At 44.3% G+C, this 20,819-nt stretch carries 21 protein-coding genes; 19 read left to right on the plus strand and 2 right to left on the minus strand.

What is annotated here, in order from left to right; translation table 11 throughout:
* Positions 1-363 precede the first annotated feature (363 nt).
* Positions 364-2,001, plus strand: a complete 1,638-nt coding sequence (gene aceB, locus HKI82_RS18840) for a malate synthase A (protein ID WP_102942922.1) — start codon at positions 364-366, stop codon at positions 1,999-2,001.
* A 111-nt stretch (positions 2,002-2,112) separates the two neighbouring features.
* Complete coding sequence (aceA, locus tag HKI82_RS18845) at positions 2,113-3,417, plus strand: isocitrate lyase (RefSeq protein WP_171138862.1); 1,305 nt, start codon at positions 2,113-2,115, stop codon at positions 3,415-3,417.
* A gap of 112 nt (positions 3,418-3,529) precedes the next feature.
* Here the strand turns inward: aceA and HKI82_RS18850 are convergent, their stop codons facing one another.
* Positions 3,530-3,979 carry a CBS domain-containing protein gene (locus tag HKI82_RS18850; protein ID WP_102942920.1) on the minus strand — a complete coding sequence of 150 codons (450 nt, stop codon included), beginning with the start codon at positions 3,977-3,979 and terminating at the stop codon, positions 3,530-3,532.
* A 253-nt stretch (positions 3,980-4,232) separates the two neighbouring features.
* Between HKI82_RS18850 and queA the strand changes: the two genes are divergently transcribed.
* From queA to secF, 5 genes are all read left to right on the plus strand, one after another.
* The gene (gene queA, locus HKI82_RS18855; RefSeq protein WP_042489643.1) at positions 4,233-5,285 is read left to right on the plus strand and encodes a tRNA preQ1(34) S-adenosylmethionine ribosyltransferase-isomerase QueA; all 1,053 of its coding nucleotides are present in this window, start codon (positions 4,233-4,235) and stop codon (positions 5,283-5,285) included.
* 144 nt (positions 5,286-5,429) lie between these two features.
* On the plus strand, positions 5,430-6,569 hold the full coding sequence (tgt, locus tag HKI82_RS18860; protein ID WP_171138863.1) for a tRNA guanosine(34) transglycosylase Tgt: 1,140 nt from the start codon (positions 5,430-5,432) through the stop codon (positions 6,567-6,569).
* A gap of 139 nt (positions 6,570-6,708) precedes the next feature.
* On the plus strand, positions 6,709-7,041 hold the full coding sequence (gene yajC, locus HKI82_RS18865) for a preprotein translocase subunit YajC (RefSeq protein WP_042489647.1): 333 nt from the start codon (positions 6,709-6,711) through the stop codon (positions 7,039-7,041).
* Between the two features lie 20 nt (positions 7,042-7,061).
* Entirely contained in the window at positions 7,062-8,915 is a 1,854-nt protein-coding gene (gene secD, locus HKI82_RS18870) for a protein translocase subunit SecD (RefSeq protein WP_171138864.1), read from the plus strand.
* Between the two features lie 14 nt (positions 8,916-8,929).
* Positions 8,930-9,877, plus strand: coding sequence for a protein translocase subunit SecF (gene secF, locus HKI82_RS18875; RefSeq protein ID WP_102942917.1), 948 nt, complete (start codon positions 8,930-8,932; stop codon positions 9,875-9,877).
* Between the two features lie 121 nt (positions 9,878-9,998).
* On the opposite strand, the gene suhB is transcribed toward secF, so the two are convergent.
* On the minus strand, positions 9,999-10,802 hold the full coding sequence (suhB, locus tag HKI82_RS18880) for an inositol-1-monophosphatase (protein WP_171138865.1): 804 nt from the start codon (positions 10,800-10,802) through the stop codon (positions 9,999-10,001).
* 180 nt (positions 10,803-10,982) lie between these two features.
* Here suhB and trmJ point away from each other — a divergent pair, with 180 nt between their 5' ends.
* The 12 genes from trmJ (at position 10,983) to rlmN (ending at position 20,797) form a co-directional block, all read left to right on the plus strand.
* A complete protein-coding gene (trmJ, locus tag HKI82_RS18885) occupies positions 10,983-11,714 on the plus strand; it encodes a tRNA (cytosine(32)/uridine(32)-2'-O)-methyltransferase TrmJ (protein WP_171138866.1) in 732 nt (243 codons plus the stop codon).
* A 113-nt stretch (positions 11,715-11,827) separates the two neighbouring features.
* Complete coding sequence (iscR, locus tag HKI82_RS18890; protein ID WP_171138867.1) at positions 11,828-12,349, plus strand: Fe-S cluster assembly transcriptional regulator IscR; 522 nt, start codon at positions 11,828-11,830, stop codon at positions 12,347-12,349.
* Between the two features lie 26 nt (positions 12,350-12,375).
* On the plus strand, positions 12,376-13,590 hold the full coding sequence (locus HKI82_RS18895) for an IscS subfamily cysteine desulfurase (protein WP_171138868.1): 1,215 nt from the start codon (positions 12,376-12,378) through the stop codon (positions 13,588-13,590).
* A 36-nt stretch (positions 13,591-13,626) separates the two neighbouring features.
* Positions 13,627-14,010, plus strand: coding sequence for a Fe-S cluster assembly scaffold IscU (gene iscU, locus HKI82_RS18900; RefSeq protein ID WP_102942912.1), 384 nt, complete (start codon positions 13,627-13,629; stop codon positions 14,008-14,010).
* 67 nt (positions 14,011-14,077) lie between these two features.
* On the plus strand, positions 14,078-14,401 hold the full coding sequence (gene iscA / locus HKI82_RS18905) for an iron-sulfur cluster assembly protein IscA (RefSeq protein WP_102942911.1): 324 nt from the start codon (positions 14,078-14,080) through the stop codon (positions 14,399-14,401).
* A gap of 64 nt (positions 14,402-14,465) precedes the next feature.
* Positions 14,466-14,981, plus strand: coding sequence for a co-chaperone HscB (gene hscB / locus HKI82_RS18910; protein ID WP_171138869.1), 516 nt, complete (start codon positions 14,466-14,468; stop codon positions 14,979-14,981).
* Positions 14,982-15,002: 21 nt separating this feature from the next.
* Positions 15,003-16,856: a Fe-S protein assembly chaperone HscA gene (gene hscA, locus HKI82_RS18915; protein WP_171138870.1), complete on the plus strand. Its 1,854-nt coding sequence runs from the start codon at positions 15,003-15,005 to the stop codon at positions 16,854-16,856.
* A gap of 14 nt (positions 16,857-16,870) precedes the next feature.
* A complete protein-coding gene (fdx, locus tag HKI82_RS18920) occupies positions 16,871-17,209 on the plus strand; it encodes an ISC system 2Fe-2S type ferredoxin (protein ID WP_102942908.1) in 339 nt (112 codons plus the stop codon).
* Positions 17,210-17,260: 51 nt separating this feature from the next.
* Positions 17,261-17,455, plus strand: coding sequence for a Fe-S cluster assembly protein IscX (iscX, locus tag HKI82_RS18925; protein ID WP_102942907.1), 195 nt, complete (start codon positions 17,261-17,263; stop codon positions 17,453-17,455).
* A 163-nt stretch (positions 17,456-17,618) separates the two neighbouring features.
* Positions 17,619-18,911: an aminopeptidase PepB gene (gene pepB, locus HKI82_RS18930; protein ID WP_171138871.1), complete on the plus strand. Its 1,293-nt coding sequence runs from the start codon at positions 17,619-17,621 to the stop codon at positions 18,909-18,911.
* 73 nt (positions 18,912-18,984) lie between these two features.
* Positions 18,985-19,425 (plus strand): nucleoside-diphosphate kinase, encoded by a 441-nt coding sequence (gene ndk, locus HKI82_RS18935; RefSeq protein ID WP_042489669.1) that lies wholly within the window; start codon positions 18,985-18,987, stop codon positions 19,423-19,425.
* Positions 19,426-19,675: 250 nt separating this feature from the next.
* Entirely contained in the window at positions 19,676-20,797 is a 1,122-nt protein-coding gene (rlmN, locus tag HKI82_RS18940) for a dual-specificity RNA methyltransferase RlmN (protein ID WP_102942905.1), read from the plus strand.
* Positions 20,798-20,819: the final 22 nt, after the last annotated feature.

A 20,819-nucleotide genomic window follows, 5' to 3' on the forward strand; every position in this document is an offset into this window, starting at 1 on the left:
CACTTCTGCACTCTTTGATCTTCAAAGCGGCTTTGCTGTTGTTTAAAGCGATTTTACACTTCGATTTTTACTGTAATTATATTACGTAATTAATTACATTTTTGTTGTTTGCGAGGTGCTTAAAATATCAACCGAATAAAACTTTGAATTTTGCCTGTATGCATTTTTTGGCTTTTACTAAACCCCTTTGTAAGTTAGTGTTTATTTAGGTTTTGTAGACCTATGTCTAGTGTTAAATACGTTGCAGTCTGATGTTGTTTGAGGGATTGTATAGGCATGGAAAGCAAGGAATGCTCAGGAAATTAAAATTTAATTTGTAGTTTTAAAGTTACAAATGAAATTTTGAATAAAAAGGAAGAAGATATGTTCGCTCAAACGTCAGATTCGAATATCGCTCTCGAGAGAGATGCTAGTTTTTGTTCCCGATTAAAAATCACTGGAGAGCTCAATTCAGAGCACGAAGCGATTTTTCCTAGCGAAGCGCAAGCTTTCTTATCGGAACTGTGTGTTCGATATGCAGCAAAAGTCGATGAGTTACTTGCAGAGCGTGAACGTAAACAGCAAACAATCGATAACGGTCAGTTGCCGGACTTCCTAAGTGAAACCAAAGATATTCGCGAAGGAAGCTGGAAAATCCTCGGCATTCCGAATGATCTTCAGGATCGCCGCGTTGAAATTACGGGGCCAACCGATCGCAAAATGGTGATCAATGCACTGAATGCAAACGTAAAAGTATTCATGGCTGACTTCGAAGATTCTATGTCTCCGGCTTGGGATAAGGTTTTGGATGGGCAAATCAATTTGCGAGACGCAGTGAATGGCACCATCAGCTATACCAATCCAGACAACGGTAAAAACTATCAACTTAAGGAAGACCCAGCGGTACTGATTTGTCGCGTTCGAGGTCTGCATCTGCGTGAAAAGCATGTCACCTTTGACGGACAGATTATTCCGGGAGCGTTGTTAGATTTTGCTTTGTATTTCTTCAACAACTACAAAGCTCTGTTGAAAAAAGGCAGTGGTCCTTATTTCTACCTGCCAAAGTTGCAAGCGTACCAAGAAGCTAAGTGGTGGAGCGATGTCTTCCATTTCACTGAAGACTACTTTGGTTTAGAAACAGGCACCATCAAAGCCACGGTACTTATTGAAACACTGCCTGCGGTTTTCCAGATGGATGAAATTCTGTTTGCACTGAAAGAACACATTGTTGGCCTCAACTGCGGTCGATGGGATTACATCTTCAGCTATATCAAAACTCTGAAAAAACATGCTGACCGTGTACTGCCTGACCGCCAAGTTGTGACTATGGATAAACCATTCCTGAACGCCTACTCACGCTTGCTGATTTATACCTGTCATAAGCGTGGAGCATTTGCGATGGGCGGTATGGCGGCATTCATTCCAGCTAAAGATCCGCAAGTGAATGCACAGGTTCAGGACAAAATTCGCAATGACAAGTTGTTAGAAGCGAACAACGGTCATGATGGTACATGGGTTGCTCACCCTGGGCTTGCTGACACAGCAATGGATGTTTTCAACCAAGTACTAGGTGAACGCAGCAATCAGTTGGATGTGAGCCGTATGTCTGATGCGCCTATCACAGCCGAAGAACTATTGGCGCCATGTGACGGTGTAAGAAGTGAAGAGGGAATGAGACACAACATTCGCGTTGCGCTGCAATACATCGAAGCTTGGATCTCCGGCAATGGTTGTGTACCGATTTACGGACTGATGGAAGATGCCGCGACAGCAGAAATCTCGCGCACATCAATTTGGCAGTGGATACAACATGGAAAGTCGCTGGATAACGGTCAGATCGTAACCAAAGAGTTGTTCCGTCAGTATCTTGCCGAAGAAATTGAGGTGGTGAAATCAGAACTGGGTGAAGAACGTTTTAACTCTGGCAGATTTAGCGAAGCCGCTGAGTTGATGGAGAAACTCACCACCAGTGATGAACTGACCAATTTCCTAACCGTACCGGGTTACGAATATTTAGATTAAGCAAAACCTTATAACCAATAACAACATTAACGTGAAACAAAAATAGTCAGATCAAAATCAGCGAATGCAGTACTGATTGCGAAAGGACGCTCATATCAAGAGGGATAGATTATGACACTGACACGCCGCCAACAAATTGAAGCGTTAGAAAAAGATTGGGCAACGAATCCTCGTTGGAACAACGTAAAACGCACATACACAGCTGAAGAAGTGGTGAACCTACGTGGTTCAATTATACCAGCGAATACGATTGCACAACGTGGTGCAGAAAAACTGTGGTCACTGGTTAATGGCAGTGCCAAGAAAGGTTATGTTAACTGTTTAGGTGCGTTAACCGGCGGTCAGGCTGTACAGCAAGCAAAAGCGGGTATTGAAGCTATTTACCTATCAGGTTGGCAGGTTGCTGCGGATAACAACACGGCATCAACAATGTATCCAGACCAATCACTTTACCCAGTAGACTCAGTACCGAGCGTGGTTAAGCGAATCAATAACTCTTTCCGCCGTGCGGACCAGATTCAATGGTCAAATGGTGTAACTCCAGAAGAGGGCGTTGATTACTTCCTACCGATTGTTGCGGATGCGGAAGCGGGTTTTGGTGGCGTACTCAATGCTTATGAATTGATGAAGTCTATGATTGAAGCGGGTGCGGCAGGGGTTCACTTTGAAGACCAACTTGCATCAGTGAAAAAATGTGGTCACATGGGCGGGAAGGTTCTGGTACCTACTCAAGAAGCTGTACAAAAACTGATTGCTGCACGTTTAGCGGCTGACGTTGCGGGCACAACGACTCTGGTTATCGCACGTACTGATGCGAATGCGGCAGACCTGCTTACTTCAGATTGCGACCCATACGATGCTGACTTTATTGTCGGCGAGAGAACCAGTGAAGGTTTCTATCGTGTACGTGCTGGCATTGATCAAGCGATTGCTCGTGGTCTTGCGTATGCACCTTATGCTGACCTTGTTTGGTGTGAAACAGCGAAGCCGGATCTGGATGAAGCGCGTAAGTTTGCTGAAGCAATTCTTGCTGAGTACCCAGATCAACTACTGGCTTATAACTGTTCGCCATCATTTAACTGGGAGAAGAACCTAGACGCAGAAACCATTGCTAAGTTCCAGCAAGAGCTTTCTGACATGGGTTACAAGTACCAGTTCATTACATTGGCGGGTATTCATAACATGTGGTTTAACATGTTTGAGTTGTCACACGCTTACGCTCAAGGTGAAGGTATGCGTCACTATGTTGAAATGGTTCAACGTCCTGAGTTTGCTGCGGCTGAAAAAGGCTACACCTTTGTTGCTCACCAGCAAGAAGTGGGAACAGGCTATTTCGATAAGATGACCAACACTATCCAAGGCGGAAATTCATCGGTTACTGCCCTTACTGGTTCCACTGAAGAAGACCAGTTTTAAAACCATTGATAATAACTTTTTCTGTGCATGAACTTTGAGCGGCTTTTGCCGCTCTTTTTTTGTTTATCTTTCAGAAATGAGGAGAATGATGGCTGATTAAGCGAAAAGATCGCTATAGATCATCTTCGATTTCTTCGGGTTCAACTTCTTCTTGTAACTCAAGCAGGCTGATGGCTATGGAAACAAAATCGCTATCGGTAATAATTCCGACTAATTCGCCTTTAGCGATGACGGGCAGGCATCCCACTTTGTGTTTCTGCATGTACATGGCACTTTCTTTTAACCCTGCTTGCGGCGAAACCGACATCACTTGCGTATGCATGATTTCATAGAGCGGAGAGTCGTCCGTGTACGAAGTGGTACTTGAGGCTTTTTGCAGACTCGATTCTTGTGCGGCCAGTATGTCTCTTTGTGTGACAACACCAAGCAACCTTTTACTTGCGTCGACAATCGGAATGTGTCGAATATCTAACGCTTCCATCATGTGTTTGGCATCAGAGAGTGTGTTTGAACGCAGTAACGTATGTGGATTACGAGTCATCATGTCTTCGACTTTAATCATATCCAACTCCTATCTCTTCAGGCTTGTAATAACGCGTTGGTTCTTGGTTAAAGCATAGTTTTTCTACGGACAAATATCTGAGAGCTTGACCACTTTTATCTCGAATTGAGCGAATTCATTGTTGATTACAAACTATTGCAGATTCATTGGCGGTTAGTGGTGCACAATCCTGTATCTTGGTGTGGCTTAGGTATATACTACCGCGCCGCGAAAAGATTCATCGCTAAACCCTGAAGAGAACGAATATACAGTCATGCAAGTTTCAGATTTCCATTTTGAACTTCCAGACGAGCTGATCGCTCGTTATCCAAAAGCAGACCGTACAGCCAGCCGTTTGCTGCAGTTGAACGGTAATACCGGTGCATTAACCGATAGCACCTTTAAAAATGTGCTCGACCTGGTAGAACCGGGTGATCTTTTAGTGTTTAACAATACCCGTGTTATTCCTGCTCGTATGTTTGGCCGTAAAGCCTCGGGGGGCAAACTCGAAGTATTGGTTGAGCGTATGCTTGATGAGCACACGATTCTTGCTCACGTTCGATCTTCTAAGCCGCCAAAACCGAATACAGAATTGTATCTGGGTGAAAATGATGAATACCATGCAGTGATGGTTGCGCGTCATGATGCGCTGTTTGAAATTCGCTTTACGGACGAAAAAGCCGTATTAGAAATTTTAAATGACATCGGTCATATGCCATTGCCGCCTTACATCGATCGCCCAGATGAAGATGCAGATAAAGAACGTTACCAAACGGTTTATAACCAAAAACCGGGTGCGGTAGCTGCACCGACTGCTGGCTTGCACTTCGATGAAACCTTGCTTGAGCAAATCAAAGCGAAAGGTGTTGAGTTTGCTTATGTCACTTTGCATGTAGGAGCTGGGACATTCCAACCAGTTCGTGTAGACAATATCAACGATCACCACATGCACGCAGAATACGTAGAAGTACCTCAAGAAGTGGTGGATGCGATTGCTGCAACCAAAGCTCGTGGCGGTCGTATTATCGCTGTGGGTACAACCTCTGTACGCTCTTTAGAGAGTGCTGCGCAAGACGCATTAAGCAAAGGTACAGAATTGGTTCCTTTCTTTGGTGACACTGAGATTTTTATTTTCCCTGGTTATCAATATCAGTTAGTGGATTGTTTGATTACCAATTTCCATCTACCTGAATCAACGCTAATTATGTTAGTAAGTGCATTCGCGAGTTACGAACATACTATGGCGGCCTATGAGCATGCAGTGAAAGAACAATACCGTTTCTTTAGTTACGGTGATGCTATGTTCATAACCAAGAGAACTATTTGAAGCGAAAAGCGTCATACTCTTGATTTATATTTGAAGCTATCTGGACACTTTTCCGGATAGCTGTTTGTACCTAGGCTAGTGTTAATTTAATGCTGGGTGTAGGTATCAATCCGTCAGACTGTTTCTCTGACATTTGGAGGCTTTGTGAAACTACAATTCAATCTAAAAAAGAAAAATGGCAATGCGCGTCGCGGTCAACTGACTTTTGAACGTGGCACAGTGCAAACGCCTGCATTCATGCCTGTTGGTACTTACGGTACGGTAAAAGGTATGACACCGGAAGAAGTGGCTGATACTGGTGCACAAATTCTACTGGGTAACACTTTCCACCTTTGGTTACGCCCTGGTCAAGAAGTGATGAAAATGCATGGTGACTTGCATGATTTCATGAACTGGCAAGGTCCAATCCTAACGGATTCAGGCGGTTTCCAAGTATTCAGCCTTGGTGATATTCGTAAAATCACTGAGGAAGGTGTGCATTTCCGTAACCCAGTAAACGGTGACAAGATTTTCATGGACGCTGAGAAGTCTATGGAAATCCAAAAAGACCTTGGTTCAGACATCGTGATGATCTTCGATGAATGTACTCCATACCCTGCAACGCATGATGAAGCGAAGAAATCAATGGAGATGTCTCTTCGTTGGGCGCAACGTTCTCGCGATCATTTTGACAAGCTTGAAAACCCGAATAATTTGTTCGGTATCGTTCAAGGCAGCGTATACGAAGATTTGCGTGATGTTTCAGTTAAAGGTCTGACTGAAATTGGTTTCGATGGCTATGCTGTTGGTGGTCTTGCGGTTGGTGAACCAAAAGAAGACATGCACCGTATGCTTGAGCACACATGTCCACAACTACCGGAAGACAAACCTCGTTACTTAATGGGCGTTGGCAAACCAGAAGATTTAGTGGAAGGTGTACGTCGCGGTATCGATATGTTCGACTGTGTAATGCCAACACGTAACGCACGTAACGGTCACCTGTTCGTTACTGGCGGTGTAATTAAGATTCGTAACGCGGTTCATAAAACGGATACTTCGCCGTTAGATCCGCATTGTGATTGTTACACTTGCAAAAATTACTCGAAATCGTATCTTCACCATTTAGATCGTTGTAATGAAATTTTAGGCGCTCGCCTGAATACCATTCATAACCTACGCTACTACCAACGTTTGATGGAAAGTATCCGTACTGCGATTGATGAAGACCGTTTCGATCAATTTGTAGAAGAGTTCTACGCACGTCGTAACCGTGAAGTACCACCTCTACAAAAAGAGAAAGCTTAATGTTGATGCCAGCATGTGTGCTGGCATTAACGTAATTTCGTGCGCTAAGTTGGATTTATCTCTATTCCTGACTTGAATTCAACGTTGCGCAACCCAATAGATTTCAAACTAGACAAAACAACTTAGAGGACGTTTCTCAATGAGTCTAATTTCTGTAGCACACGCGGCTCCTGCTGGTACTCCAGCTGGTGGTGGTTTTGAAATGCTAATCATGCTTGGCATGTTCGCGGTAATCTTCTACTTCATGATTTACCGCCCACAATCAAAGCGTGTAAAAGAGCATAAAAACCTAATGGCTTCTATGGCTAAAGGTGATGAAGTGCTTACCAGTGGTGGATTAGTAGGTCGCATTACTAAAATTGCAGAAGACAACGATTATGTGTCTATTGCTCTTAATGAGAACAACGAAATCGTTCTTAAAAAAGACTTCATTACAGCAGTATTACCAAAAGGTACGCTGAAATCTCTATAAACAGCTAGAGGATCTTCTCTGTGCTAAACCGTTATCCGTTATGGAAGTACTTGATGGTGGTATTTGTTATTGCCGTCTCTGCTTTGTATGCACTTCCAAATATTTACGGTGAAGATCCAGCTATTCAAATTACAGGGGCGCGTGGCGCCTCTGTAGATCTGTCAACGCTGGATTCTGTCACTAAAGCGCTCGATAAAGCGCAGCTTTCTCATAAATCCATTGGTCTTGAAAATGGATCTATCCTTGTTCGATTTAATGACACAGATACTCAAATCAGCGCGCGCGATGTCGTAAGTGAAGCTCTGGGTAAAGACACGATTGTGGCATTAAACCTAGCAGCATCAACTCCTGATTGGCTTGAAGCAATAGGTGCAGCACCTATGAAGCTTGGTCTCGACCTTCGTGGTGGTGTTCACTTCCTGATGGAAGTAGACATGGATGCCGCGATGGAAAAACTGGTCAGTCAGCAAGAAGAAGCATTCCGCAGTGAACTGCGAGAAGACAAAATTCGCTACCGTGCAATTCGTCCTCTTAAAGATTCAGTAGAAGTGGTGTTACGTGATGCTGAGCAACTTGCTCAAGCAAAAGCCTCTTTAGAAACAAAACACCGCGATATGACATTCATTGCTTCTGATGAAAACAATCAATTCGTTCTTAAAGCGCAATTCTCTGAAACTCGTCTACAAGAAATTCGTAACTACGCTGTTGAGCAAAACATCAGCATCCTACGTAACCGTGTAAACGAACTGGGTGTTGCTGAACCATTGGTACAACGTCAAGGTGCAACTCGAATCGTTGTTGAACTGCCAGGTGTTCAGGACACTGCTCGTGCGAAAGAGATTCTTGGTGCAACTGCGACGCTTGAATTCCGTGAAGTGGATGACAAAGCAGATTTAGCAGCAGCGGCTGCGGGTCGTGTACCTGCTGGTAGTGAAGTTAAGTTTGACCGTGATGGTCGTCCTGCTGTTCTGAAGAAGCGTGTGATTCTTGGTGGTTCAAGCATCACGGATGCAAGCTCAAGCACTGATGAATATGGTCGTCCTCAGGTAAACATCTCACTGGATAGTGAAGGTGGCGCTAAGATGTCAGCGTTCTCTAAAAAGAACATTGGCAAGCTGATGGCTACGGTGTTTGCTGAATACAAAGACAGCGGTCGTAAATCTCCAGAAGGTAAAGTTATCTTAGTTAAGCACGAAGAAGTGGTTAACCAAGCAACGATCCAATCAGCTCTAGGCCGTAGCTTCCGTATTACGGGTATCGATTCAGCGGCTGAAGCTCATAACCTAGCTCTTCTATTACGCGCTGGTGCTCTGATTGCACCAATCTCGATTGTAGAAGAACGCACCATTGGTCCATCTATGGGTCAACAGAATATCGATATGGGTATTCAAGCGTGTATCTGGGGTATGGTTGCAGTAATGCTGTTTACTCTTCTTTACTACCGTAAGTTTGGTCTGATTGCCAACGTAGCACTGTTTGCCAACCTTGTGTTGATCATCGGCGTGATGTCTATGATTCCAGGTGCAACGATGACTCTGCCAGGTATCGCGGGTATCGTATTAACCGTCGGTATGGCGGTGGATGCCAACGTACTGATCTTTGAACGTATTCGTGAAGAGCTGCGTGACGGGCGTAACCCTCAGCAAGCGATTCACCAAGGTTATGCGAACGCGTTCAGTACTATCGCCGATGCGAACATCACAACCTTAATTACTGCAATCATTCTGTTTGCTGTGGGTACGGGTGCGATTAAAGGTTTCGCGGTGACTCTGTCTATCGGTATTCTCACTTCAATGTTTACTGCAATTATCGGCACTCGTTGTATCGTCAACTTGCTGTACGGTGGTAAACGCATTAACAAATTGTCGATCTAAGGGTAGGAATTGGTATGTTTCAAATTCTGAAAACAGATAAATCGATCGACTTTATGCGTTGGTCGAAGTTCGCGTTCATTTTCTCGATACTCATGATCGGTGCTTCGATTTTCACACTATCGACAAAATGGCTGAACTGGGGCTTAGACTTCACTGGCGGTACATTGATTGAGGTTGGTTTTGAACAACCAGTAAACCTTGAAGAAATCCGTGTTGCGCTAGAAGCAAAAGGCTTTGGTGATGCAACGGTACAGAACTTTGGTTCTGCGAGAGATGTGATGGTTCGTCTTCGTCCACGTGAAAATGTGGCAAGTGAGGCTCTGGGTAACCAAATCTTAAGCGCAATTAAAGACGGTACCGGTGAATCGGTTGAAATGCGTCGTATCGAGTTCGTTGGTCCTAACGTAGGTGACGAACTAACAGAAGCGGGTGGTTTAGCGATTTTAGTATCGCTACTGTGTATTCTTCTATACGTTTCTATGCGATTCGAGTGGCGTTTAGCGGCGGGTGCGGTATTAGCACTGGCGCACGACGTGATTATTACACTTGGTATTTTCTCGCTAGTGCAAGTAGAAGTGGACTTAACCATCGTTGCGGCATTGCTAACGGTAGTCGGTTACTCGCTCAACGATACCATCGTTGTATTCGACCGTATCCGTGAGAACTTCCGCAAGATGCGTAAAGGCGAACCTACTGAAATCATGAATGACTCGATCACTCAAACATTAAGTCGTACCTTGATTACTTCAGGTACCACATTGTTTGTAGTTATCGCTCTGTTTGTTCAGGGCGGGCCTATGATTCACGGTTTCGCAATGGCACTTCTACTCGGTATCACAGTCGGTACTTACTCTTCAATCTATGTGGCTTCAGCCCTAGCGTTGAAATTAGGTATTACTCGTGAGCACTTACTGACTCCACAAGTGGAGAAAGAAGGTGCCGAGTTCGACGAGATGCCATAAGAAGAAATGAAAAAGCCACTGAGTTCAGTGGCTTTTCTTTTGTCTCTTCAGCGACAGTCAGACACAAAAAAGCCCCAACCGTTAGGATGGGGCTTTCTATTTATCAGCTGTGACGGAGCTGTTATTTCAGAATCGCACTGTTACCGTTTTCACGGATGTGGTTCAGAATAGCTTTCACACCGCGTGGGCTAGAGCCAACGATGTTGCCTGATTTCATGTAATCAGTACCGCCAGCGAAATCTGTCAGGATAGCGCCTGCTTCACGAGCAATCAGTTCACCTGCTGCTAGATCCCAAGGTTTCAAACCAAGTTCAAAGTAACCGTCAACACGGTTAGATGCTAGGTAACATAGATCAAGAGCTGCAGAGCCAGTACGACGGAAGTCTGAACATTCAACAAATAGAGACGTCATAATCTTCATGTAAGATTCTGAGTGCTGCTTTTGCTTGAATGGAAAACCTGTTGCTAGAACAGCACCTTGCAGGTCTTTAATTTGTTTGATACGGATACGAGCGTTGTTTAGCTGTGCGCCTGAGCCACGTTGAGCTGTGAATAGCTCGTTTAGCATTGGGTTGTAAACACAAGCCACTTCAGTTTTGCCTTTAATACGAACAGCAATTGAAACGCAGAAGTGAGGTAAACCTTTTACAAAGTTTGTAGTGCCATCCAGTGGGTCGATAATCCATTGTACATCCTGATCTTTACCTTCGATCAGACCGCCTTCTTCGGCAATGATGCAGTGCTCTGGGTAAGAGCTTTTAATCGTAGAAACGATAATGTTTTCAGCTTCTTTGTCTACGTTAGTGACAAAGTCGTTCATGCCTTTTTGAGTGGCTTCGATTTTCTCAGGAGTTTCTAGAGATTTAGCAATATGATTGCCTGCCTTTCGCGCAGCGCGAATAGCAATGTTTAGCATAGGATGCATACGGATTTCCCAACGGATGTTAAAGAACGAAAAAAGCGGTGCGCAGTATACCAAATGTTTACCAAAAGGGAAGTGGTTATTTTTTATTCATTCGGTTCGAGGGAAAGTGAAGCTTCTGACCATTTTACTCAGGTTTATGTTAATATTCTGCGGTTATAAATTGAGTAGCGTAAAAACATCATGTTAAGCAATGTTAAAGTGGTTTTAGTGGGAACCTCTCATTCTGGCAATATCGGCTCTGCTGCACGTGCTATGAAGGTAATGGGTCTCAGCGAAATGGTCTTGGTTGATCCTCAGTGTGAGGTGGATGCTCAGGCTGTCGCGTTGGCTGCTGGCGCAAGCGAAATCGCACTCAATGCTCGAATTGTTAGTAGTTTAGAAGAAGCTGTAGAAGATTGTAGTCTGGTCGTTGGCTCCAGTGCTCGTTCAAGAACGCTTGAATGGCCAATGCTTGATCCTCGAGAATGCGGTGAGAAATTTGCTGTTGAAGGGCAAAAACATCCGGTTGCTTTAGTCTTTGGACGTGAACGTACAGGGCTAACCAATGAAGAACTGCAAACTTGCCACTACCACGTCTGCATCCCTGCAAATCCTGAATACAGCTCTCTGAACTTAGCTATGGCGGTTCAAACACTGTGTTATGAAATCCGCGTTGCACATTTAAATCAGGTTCAATCTCAATACTCGTCTCAGGCTGAAGAGGAATACCCTCGTCATAAAGAACTGGAAATGTTCTATGAACACCTTGAAAAAGTGATGATTGAAACCCAATTCATCTCAGAGGCACAACCGGGCCAAGTGATGAATAAACTTCGTCGCCTTTTTAATCGTGCGCGTCCAGAAGCTCAAGAACTCAACATCTTACGTGGTGTTCTGACTGCTGTTGGGAAAAGTTTGCAGAATAAAAAATAACCACTTTTAATTAATGGTTAAATACCTGACTGTTTTAGTCAAATAAATACTTGACCATATTAGTCAGGTATGTGAAACTTCTAACCACATAATCAATGTGGATACGGTGTGATATGAGACTTACATCTAAAGGAAGATATGCGGTAACAGCCATGTTAGATGTGGCTCTGCATTCGCAACAAAGCCCAGTACCATTGGCAGATATTTCTGAACGCCAAGGCATCTCGCTTTCATATTTAGAGCAACTGTTTTCGAAATTACGTAAAGCAGGTTTAGTTGCTAGCGTTCGTGGTCCGGGCGGTGGTTATCGCTTAGGTATGAATGGCCACTCGATTTCAATTGGTACAGTGATTGCCGCAGTTGATGAATCCGTTGATGCGACCAAGTGTCATGGCAAAGGCGATTGCCAAGGTGGTACTCGCTGCTTAACACATACACTGTGGCGCGACCTAAGCTCACGCATCAGTGACTTCCTTAACAACATCACTCTTGGTGAGCTGATGGTTGATAACGAAGTGCTAGAGATTTCTGATCGTCAAGATATTGGTCTTGCGATTAACCACGGGATTGCACACAAAAATTCGAACACAGTCACCATTGGTGCGGCACCCGTAGGTATTAATGTTCGTTCTTAAGAACGACGTTTACATTGGAGTAGAAAATGAAACTGCCTATTTATTTAGACTATTCAGCAACTTGCCCAGTTGATCCACGTGTTGCTGAAAAGATGGTTCAGTACATGACGATGGATGGTACTTTCGGTAACCCTGCATCTCGTTCTCATCGTTATGGCTGGCAGGCAGAAGAAGCCGTTGATACTGCTCGTGAGCAAATTGCAGATCTATTGAATGCAGACCCTCGTGAAATTATCTTCACTTCAGGCGCAACAGAGTCTAACAACCTAGCGATTAAAGGTGTTGCACACTTTTATCAAAAACAAGGTAAGCACATCATTACCTGCAAAACTGAGCACAAAGCTGTACTAGACACTACTCGTCAGCTAGAGCGTGAAGGTTTTGAAGTGACATACCTTGAGCCAGAATCAAACGGCTTAATTGATCTAAATAAATTAGAAACAGCAATGCGTGATGACACCATTCTTGTTTCTATCATGCATGTGAACAATGAGATCGGTGTTATCCAAGATATCACTGCAATCGGTGAACTTTGCCGTTCACGTAAAATTGTTTTCCATGTAGACGCAGCGCAATCAGCAGGCAAACTGCCAATCGACGTTCAAGAGATGAAAGTTGATCTTATCTCTATGTCAGCGCACAAAATTTACGGTCCTAAAGGTATTGGTGCTTTATACGTACGTCGTAAACCACGTATTCGTCTTGAAGCGCAAATGCACGGTGGCGGCCATGAGCGTGGTTTCCGCTCTGGTACACTTCCTACTCACCAAATCGTGGGTATGGGTGAAGCATTCCGAATTGCAAAAGAAGAGATGCAACAAGATTTCGACCACGCTAAAAAACTGCGTGATCGTCTACTAGCTGGCATCAAAGATATGGAAGCAGTTTCGATCAACGGTGACCTAGAACAGCGTTTACCGAACAACCTAAACGTGAGCTTTGCTTTCGTTGAAGGTGAATCACTGCTTATGTCTCTGAAAGACCTTGCGGTATCTTCAGGCAGTGCATGTACATCAGCAAGCCTTGAACCATCGTACGTACTACGTGCTCTTGGTCTTAATGATGAATTGGCTCACAGCTCAATTCGTTTCTCATTCGGTCGTTTTACGACAGAAGAAGATATTGATTATGCGATTGAATTGATTCGTGTAGCTGTCAACAAATTACGCGACATGTCCCCACTATGGGATATGTACAAGGAAGGGGTAGATTTGAACACTGTTGAGTGGGCTCATCATTAATCTTTCCAGCGATTTAGAGGATTCGAGGTAACTATCATGGCATATAGTGAAAAAGTAATTGATCATTACGAGAACCCACGTAACGTAGGTTCATTTGACAAGGAAGATCCATCAGTAGGTAGCGGCATGGTTGGTGCTCCTGCATGTGGTGACGTAATGCGTCTACAAATCAAAGTATCTCCTGAAGGCATCATTGAAGATGCAAAATTCAAGACTTACGGTTGTGGTAGCGCAATCGCATCAAGCTCGCTTGTAACTGAATGGGTTAAAGGTAAATCAATTGACGAAGCAGCAGCGATCAAAAACGCTGAAATTGCTGAAGAATTAGAGCTACCACCAGTGAAAGTTCACTGCTCAATCTTGGCAGAAGATGCAATCAAAGCCGCTGTTGCGGATTACAAGAAAAAACATCAACAATAATAAGTGTTTTGGGGAGTAACCCATTGTTACTCCCACTTTAATTAACAGAAGACCCAAAGGTAGCAGTATGGCCATTACTCTAACTGAAACAGCAGCACACCGAGTTAAAACCTTTTTGGACAACAGAGGAAAAGGTATCGGCTTACGTCTAGGCGTAAGAACGACTGGGTGTTCAGGTATGGCATACGTACTAGAATTCGTTGATGATCTTGAAGATGGTGACCAAGTCTTCGAAGATAACGGTGTAAAAGTTATCATTGATGCGAAAAGCTTGGTTTACTTAGACGGCACAGAGCTGGACTATAAAAAAGAAGGCTTGAATGAGGGCTTTGAATTCAACAACCCAAATGTCAAAGGCGAATGTGGTTGTGGTGAAAGCTTCAACGTCTAAGAGTTCTCTGAATTTAGGGTGAGCATTTGCTCATCCTAAATCGAATTAAAGGACCGATATCTACATGAATTATTTCGAATTATTTGGGCTACCAACTCAGTTTCAACTGGATGGTAGCCTTCTTTCTTCTCAGTTCCGTGAGTTGCAAAAGCGTTTTCATCCAGATAACTTTGCCACGGCTTCTGAGCGTGACCGACTGATGTCGGTACAAAAAACGGCAGAGATTAACGATGCCAATCAAATGTTAAAAAGCCCAATCTCTCGCGCAGAATACCTGTTGTCACTTAACGGTGTTGAACTCCGTGGTGAGCAGCAAACTCTTCAAGATCCAATGTTCCTGATGGAACAGATGGAACTGCGTGAAGAACTTGAAGCAATTACCGACAACTCTGATGCGGAAAGTGCGCTGTTCGACTTTGATAGTAAAGTCGAGAAAATGTATAAACAGCACTTAATCCAAGTAGAGCAAGAGCTAAACAGTGAGCAGTGGAATAGCGCAGCAGACACTGTTCGTAAGCTCAAATTTATTGCCAAATTAAAAAATGAAATAGAGCGAGTCGAAGACAAACTCCTCGGCTAATTCTAAAAAAAGGACCCATAGATGGCATTACTTCAAATTGCAGAACCGGGTCAAAGTTCTGCACCGCACCAGCATAAACTGGCTGCAGGCATTGATTTAGGAACCACCAACTCGTTAGTGGCTTCAGTGAGAAGCGGCACGGCAACCACTTTAGTTGATGAGCAAGGACGAAGCATCCTGCCTTCCGTTGTGTCTTATTCCCAAGAAGAAAAAGTGGTCGGCTATGACGCTCATGACAACGCGCAAGCAGATCCTGCTAATACTATTATTTCGGTAAAGAGACTTGTCGGTCGTTCACTGACTGATATTCAGTCTCGTTACCCAAATCTTCCGTATCAATTTAAAGCCAGTGAAAACGGTTTGCCGATCATGCAAACTCCTCACGGTGACAAAAACCCAATTCAAGTGTCAGCAGACATTCTGAGAACGCTAGGCCAAAGAGCTGAAAACACATTAGGCGGCGAATTGGCAGGCGTGGTTATCACTGTTCCTGCTTACTTTGATGATGCTCAACGAGTCGCTACCAAAGATGCAGCCGCGCTTGCCGGATTGCACGTATTACGTCTGCTTAATGAACCAACGGCCGCTGCTATCGCTTATGGTCTGGATTCAGGTCAGGAAGGTGTAATTGCTGTTTATGACTTAGGTGGCGGTACGTTTGATATTTCTATTCTGCGTCTGTCAAAAGGCGTATTTGAAGTGCTCGCAACAGGTGGTGATTCAGCATTGGGTGGCGATGATTTCGACCATCTGATAGCCGAATACCTGCAACAGCAAATGGGTATTGAAGGCCAGTTAAGTTCAAGTAAACACCGTGAGTTATTAAACGCAGCAACGGCTGCGAAAATTGCTCTGTCAGATAGCGATCAAGTAGAAATTAATGTCCTTGATTGGTCTGGCGTGCTTACCAAACAACAGTTCAATGAACTGATCCAGCCACTAGTGAAGAAGACGCTGATGTCTTGCCGCCGCGCGCTTAAAGATGCGCAGATATCGGCAGATGAGGTGTTGGAAGTGGTCATGGTTGGTGGCTCTACTCGTACTCCCTACGTGCGTGAGCAAGTGGGTGAGTTCTTTGGACGTACACCATTAACCAGTATCAACCCTGATGAAGTGGTTGCTATTGGTGCGGCGATTCAAGCAGATGTTTTAGCAGGCAACAAGCCAGATTCTGAAATGCTGCTGTTGGATGTGATCCCGCTATCTCTGGGTATTGAAACCATGGGTGGCTTAGTGGAAAAAATTATTCCACGCAACACCACGATTCCGGTAGCAAGAGCGCAAGAGTTCACTACCTTCAAAGATGGTCAAACAGCGATGAGTGTTCACGTTGTTCAGGGTGAGCGTGAATTAGTGGATGACTGTCGTTCACTGGCGCGTTTCTCTCTCAAAGGTATTCCGCCAATGGCCGCAGGTGCTGCACATGTTCGCGTGACTTATCAAGTGGATGCGGATGGTCTGCTATCTGTGACAGCAATGGAAAAGAGCACTGGTGTCCAAGCCGAAATTCAGGTTAAACCGTCTTACGGTTTAAGCGATGACGAAGTGGCTCAAATGCTGCGTGATTCTATGGCTTATGCTAAAGAAGATATGCAAGCGAGAAGCCTGATGGAGCAGCGTGTTGAAGCGGATCGCGTCATCGAAGGTCTGATTGCAGCAATGCAGGCGGATGGTGACGAGTTACTGAGCGAAGATGAGAAACAGCTTCTAGTTAAAGCGATTGAGTCACTGATCGAATTACGCAACGGTGATGATGCGGACGCTATTGAGCAAGGAATAAAAGATACCGATAAAGCGAGCCAAGATTTTGCGTCGCGCCGTATGGATAAATCTATTCGCGCCGCACTGGCTGGTCATTCAGTTGACGAGATTTAAAGAGAAGACAAAAAATGCCTAAGATTATTGTTTTACCCCATGAAACACTTTGCCCGGAAGGTGCGGTATTAGAAGCTCAACCTGGCGAAACGATTCTTGATGTGGCGTTGAAAAACGGTATCGGAATTGAGCATGCGTGTGAGAAATCCTGTGCATGTACAACTTGTCACTGCATTGTCCGTGAAGGTTTTGACTCGCTAGAAGAGAGTGATGAACTCGAAGATGACATGCTGGATAAAGCATGGGGCTTAGAGCCTGAATCTCGTTTGAGCTGTCAGGCAAGAGTCGCGGACGAAGATTTGGTTGTTGAAATTCCAAAATACACTTTGAATCACGCATCTGAAGATCACTAATTATCACTCTGGCTTGATTCAAGCCAGAGAACATGACACTGGAATAACATTATGAAATGGACAGATTCACGCGATATCGCCATTGAGCTTTGCGAAAAATATCCTGATATTGAACCGCAAAATGTACGTTTTACCGATTTACATCAGTGGATATTGGACCTTGAAGATTTTGACGATGAGCCTAACCGCTCAAACGAGAAAATTCTTGAAGCGATCATTATGTGCTGGATGGATGAGCGGGATTAATTGCGCTAACCTAGCCTCGCTAAGTTAACAGTTTTAAGAAAAAAGCGGGCCTAGTAGCCCGTTTTTTTATCAAGTTGATATTTTTAACTGACAAAATGCTAACATCCCCGAGTTATTGAAGAGATGTGGCGAAGAGACGCCATTACTAAGACAAGGAGAAACCATGTCTACACAAATGTCTGTATTTATTAGCCTGGAAGCTGCCCAGCCTCAGTGGGGAGAAAAGGCGTTATTATCATTTTCTGAGCAAGGTGCAACAATTCACCTTACTCAATCTCACGATTTAGGTGCGATTCAACGCGCTGCTCGTAAACTGGATACTCAAGGTTTGCGTTCTGTATCTCTAGAAGGCGAAGGTTGGGATCTAGAATCTATCTGGGCTTTCTATCAAGGCTACCGTGAAGCGAAGAAGAGAAACACGGTTGAGTGGAAACCTCTAGAGCAAGAAGCACAAGCAGAACTAGCAGCTCGTATTAAAACCACAGATTGGGTTCGCGACATTATTAACAAGAGTGCCGAAGAAGTGGCACCTCGTCAGCTTGCGACTATGGCAGCTGAGTTCGTGAAATCTCTGGCTCCTGAGCAAGTTTCTTACCGTATCGTAAAAGACAAAGATCTTTTAGCAGAAGGTTGGGAAGGCATTTTCGCTGTTGGCCGTGGTTCAGACCGCACCTCAGCAATGCTACAACTCGACTTTAACCCAACCGGCAAAGAAGACGCACCCGTGTTCGCATGTTTGGTTGGTAAAGGTATTACTTTCGATTCTGGTGGTTACAGCCTAAAACCATCTGGCATGATGTCTGCGATGAAAGCCGATATGGGCGGTGCAGGCATGATTACTGGCGCGCTGGCACTGTCTATTCTTCGCGGTTTAAATAAGCGCGTGAAATTGATTCTGTGCTGTGCTGAAAACATGGTTTCAGGCCGTGCTCTTAAGTTGGGTGATATCATCACTTACAAGAACGGTAAAACTGTAGAAATCATGAATACTGACGCGGAAGGTCGCTTGGTATTGGCTGACGGTCTGATGTACGCCAGTGAGCAAAAACCAGAGCTGATCATTGACTGCGCAACGCTAACTGGTGCAGCAAAAAATGCATTAGGTAATGACTTCCATGCACTGATGAGCTTTGATGACGAGTTGTCTCACCAAGCTCTGACTGCTGCTAAAGAAGAACATGAAGGTCTATGGCCACTTCCGCTGATGGATTTCCATCGTGAAATGTTGCCTTCACCTTTCGCAGATCTATCTAACATTAGCTCTGGTGATTACTCACCTGGCGCAAGTACTGCGGCTGCATTCTTGTCTTACTTTGTTGAAGACCACAAGAAAGGCTGGCTACACTTTGACTGTGCGGGTACTTACCGTAAGTCTCCAAGTGATAAATGGGCTGCAGGCGCAACGGGCATGGGCGTAAGAACCATCTCTCGCGTACTGATGGATCAAGCAAAGTAATTGGTGTAATTCAAAGGTGGCCTAAGAGCCGCCTTTTTAAAATAAAACGACAAGTAAAGTAAAAGGACATCTTATGGCCCTAGAAAGAACATTTTCTATCATTAAGCCTGACGCCGTTGAACGTGATTTAATCGGTGAGATTTATCATCGTATTGAAAAGGCTGGACTACGCATTATCGCAGCGAAAATGCTTCGTCTGACTGATGAACAAGCAAGCGGATTTTACGCGGAACACGAAGGAAAACCATTCTTTGAACCGCTAAAAGAGTTTATGACTTCTGGCCCAATTATGGTTCAAGTTCTTGAAGGTGAAGATGCTATTACGCGTTACCGTGAGCTAATGGGTAAGACCAATCCTGAAGAAGCAGCATGTGGCACTATCCGTGCTGACTACGCACTCAGCATGCGCCATAACTCAGTACACGGCAGTGATAGTCCTGAGTCTGCTGCACGCGAAATTGAATTCTTTTTCCCTGAATCAGAAATCTGCCCTCGCTCAGAAGCTGTAGTTTAATTTTAAGGAGCTCCCGAAAGGGAGCTTTTTTGTACCCGTCAGATACCTCTCGCAACACTGAAATCTCCGTTTTTTAGCAACTTCACTCAGTACTTATCGCCTGTTTGCTATTTTTTTAATTTGCTGTTTATTTTTTATTCAAAGGCTTGTAAATACCCCAGTAAACTCATGGTATTGCAGCCCTTGTCGTTATTGCCTAAAGGCTGTACAATTCGCGCCCTTAATTATAGTTCCATCTTTGAGAGGCTACATGACCACACAAAAAGTCAATTTACTTGATTTTGATCGCAAGGCTATGCGTTCATTTTTCGCTGATGAACTGGGTGAAAAAGCATTCCGCGCCGATCAGGTGATGAAGTGGATTTACCATTTTGGTTGTGACGACTTCGAAAAGATGACCAATATTAATAAGCAGCTGCGCGAAAAGCTGATTCAAAAGTGTGAAATTCGTGCACCTTACGTTTCCGAAGCTCAACACTCCAGTGATGGCACCATCAAGTGGGCGATGAAAGTGGGTGATCAGGACGTAGAAACGGTTTATATCCCTGAAGATGATCGTGCAACGCTTTGTGTCTCTTCTCAGGTAGGTTGTGCGCTGGAATGTAAATTCTGTTCAACCGCTCAGCAAGGGTTTAACCGTAACTTACGTGTATCTGAAATTATTGGTCAGGTATGGCGTGCAGCGCGTGAAATTGGTTTAGAAAAAGAAACAGGCCGTCGTCCTATTACTAACGTAGTAATGATGGGCATGGGCGAGCCACTTCTGAATATGAAGAACTTGATTCCAGCGTTAGAAATCATGCTGGATGACCTAGGTTTTGGTTTATCAAAGCGCCGTGTAACGGTTTCGACTTCTGGTGTGGTATCCGGTTTAGACCAAATGACTGGTCAAATCGATGTTGCTTTAGCGATTTCACTTCATGCACCGAACGATAAGCTGCGCAGTGAAATTATGCCAATCAATGACCGTTGGGATATTCAAGATTTCCTAGCATCTGTTCGTCGCTATATTGCTTCATCAAATGCAAACCGTGGCAAAGTAACGGTTGAGTATGTGCTTCTCGATCATGTGAACGATGGTACAGAGCATGCTCACGAACTGGCGCAACTAATGAAAGACACACCTTGTAAGATCAACTTGATTCCGTTTAACCCATATCCGGGTTCACCTTACAAGAAACCAAGTAACTCACGAATTGATCGTTTCCAGAAAACTCTGATGCAATACGAACATACCGTAACGATCCGTAAAACACGTGGTGATGATATTGATGCGGCGTGTGGTCAGTTGGTTGGTGATGTTATTGACCGTACCAAACGTACTAAAATCAAGCAGGTGGATGAACAAGCTATCCCTGTAAAACAGATTTAGTTAAAAATATCAGTAAGCCAGA

The organism is Vibrio plantisponsor, assembly GCF_013041605.1.
Taxonomy (GTDB): Bacteria; Pseudomonadota; Gammaproteobacteria; order Enterobacterales; family Vibrionaceae; genus Vibrio; species Vibrio plantisponsor.

Coding starts and splice junctions, on each gene's coding strand:
- hscA (WP_171138870.1), top strand. CDS start 15,003: ATGGCATTACTTCAAATTGCAGAACCGGGTCAAAGTTCTGCACCGCAC.
- HKI82_RS18895 (WP_171138868.1), top strand. CDS start 12,376: ATGAAACTGCCTATTTATTTAGACTATTCAGCAACTTGCCCAGTTGAT.
- rlmN (WP_102942905.1), top strand. CDS start 19,676: ATGACCACACAAAAAGTCAATTTACTTGATTTTGATCGCAAGGCTATG.
- yajC (WP_042489647.1), top strand. CDS start 6,709: ATGAGTCTAATTTCTGTAGCACACGCGGCTCCTGCTGGTACTCCAGCT.
- iscX (WP_102942907.1), top strand. CDS start 17,261: ATGAAATGGACAGATTCACGCGATATCGCCATTGAGCTTTGCGAAAAA.
- queA (WP_042489643.1), top strand. CDS start 4,233: ATGCAAGTTTCAGATTTCCATTTTGAACTTCCAGACGAGCTGATCGCT.
- trmJ (WP_171138866.1), top strand. CDS start 10,983: ATGTTAAGCAATGTTAAAGTGGTTTTAGTGGGAACCTCTCATTCTGGC.
- iscA (WP_102942911.1), top strand. CDS start 14,078: ATGGCCATTACTCTAACTGAAACAGCAGCACACCGAGTTAAAACCTTT.
- HKI82_RS18850 (WP_102942920.1), bottom strand. CDS start 3,979: ATGATTAAAGTCGAAGACATGATGACTCGTAATCCACATACGTTACTG.
- aceB (WP_102942922.1), top strand. CDS start 364: ATGTTCGCTCAAACGTCAGATTCGAATATCGCTCTCGAGAGAGATGCT.
- hscB (WP_171138869.1), top strand. CDS start 14,466: ATGAATTATTTCGAATTATTTGGGCTACCAACTCAGTTTCAACTGGAT.
- secF (WP_102942917.1), top strand. CDS start 8,930: ATGTTTCAAATTCTGAAAACAGATAAATCGATCGACTTTATGCGTTGG.
- iscR (WP_171138867.1), top strand. CDS start 11,828: ATGAGACTTACATCTAAAGGAAGATATGCGGTAACAGCCATGTTAGAT.
- ndk (WP_042489669.1), top strand. CDS start 18,985: ATGGCCCTAGAAAGAACATTTTCTATCATTAAGCCTGACGCCGTTGAA.
- fdx (WP_102942908.1), top strand. CDS start 16,871: ATGCCTAAGATTATTGTTTTACCCCATGAAACACTTTGCCCGGAAGGT.
- iscU (WP_102942912.1), top strand. CDS start 13,627: ATGGCATATAGTGAAAAAGTAATTGATCATTACGAGAACCCACGTAAC.
- pepB (WP_171138871.1), top strand. CDS start 17,619: ATGTCTACACAAATGTCTGTATTTATTAGCCTGGAAGCTGCCCAGCCT.
- suhB (WP_171138865.1), bottom strand. CDS start 10,802: ATGCATCCTATGCTAAACATTGCTATTCGCGCTGCGCGAAAGGCAGGC.
- aceA (WP_171138862.1), top strand. CDS start 2,113: ATGACACTGACACGCCGCCAACAAATTGAAGCGTTAGAAAAAGATTGG.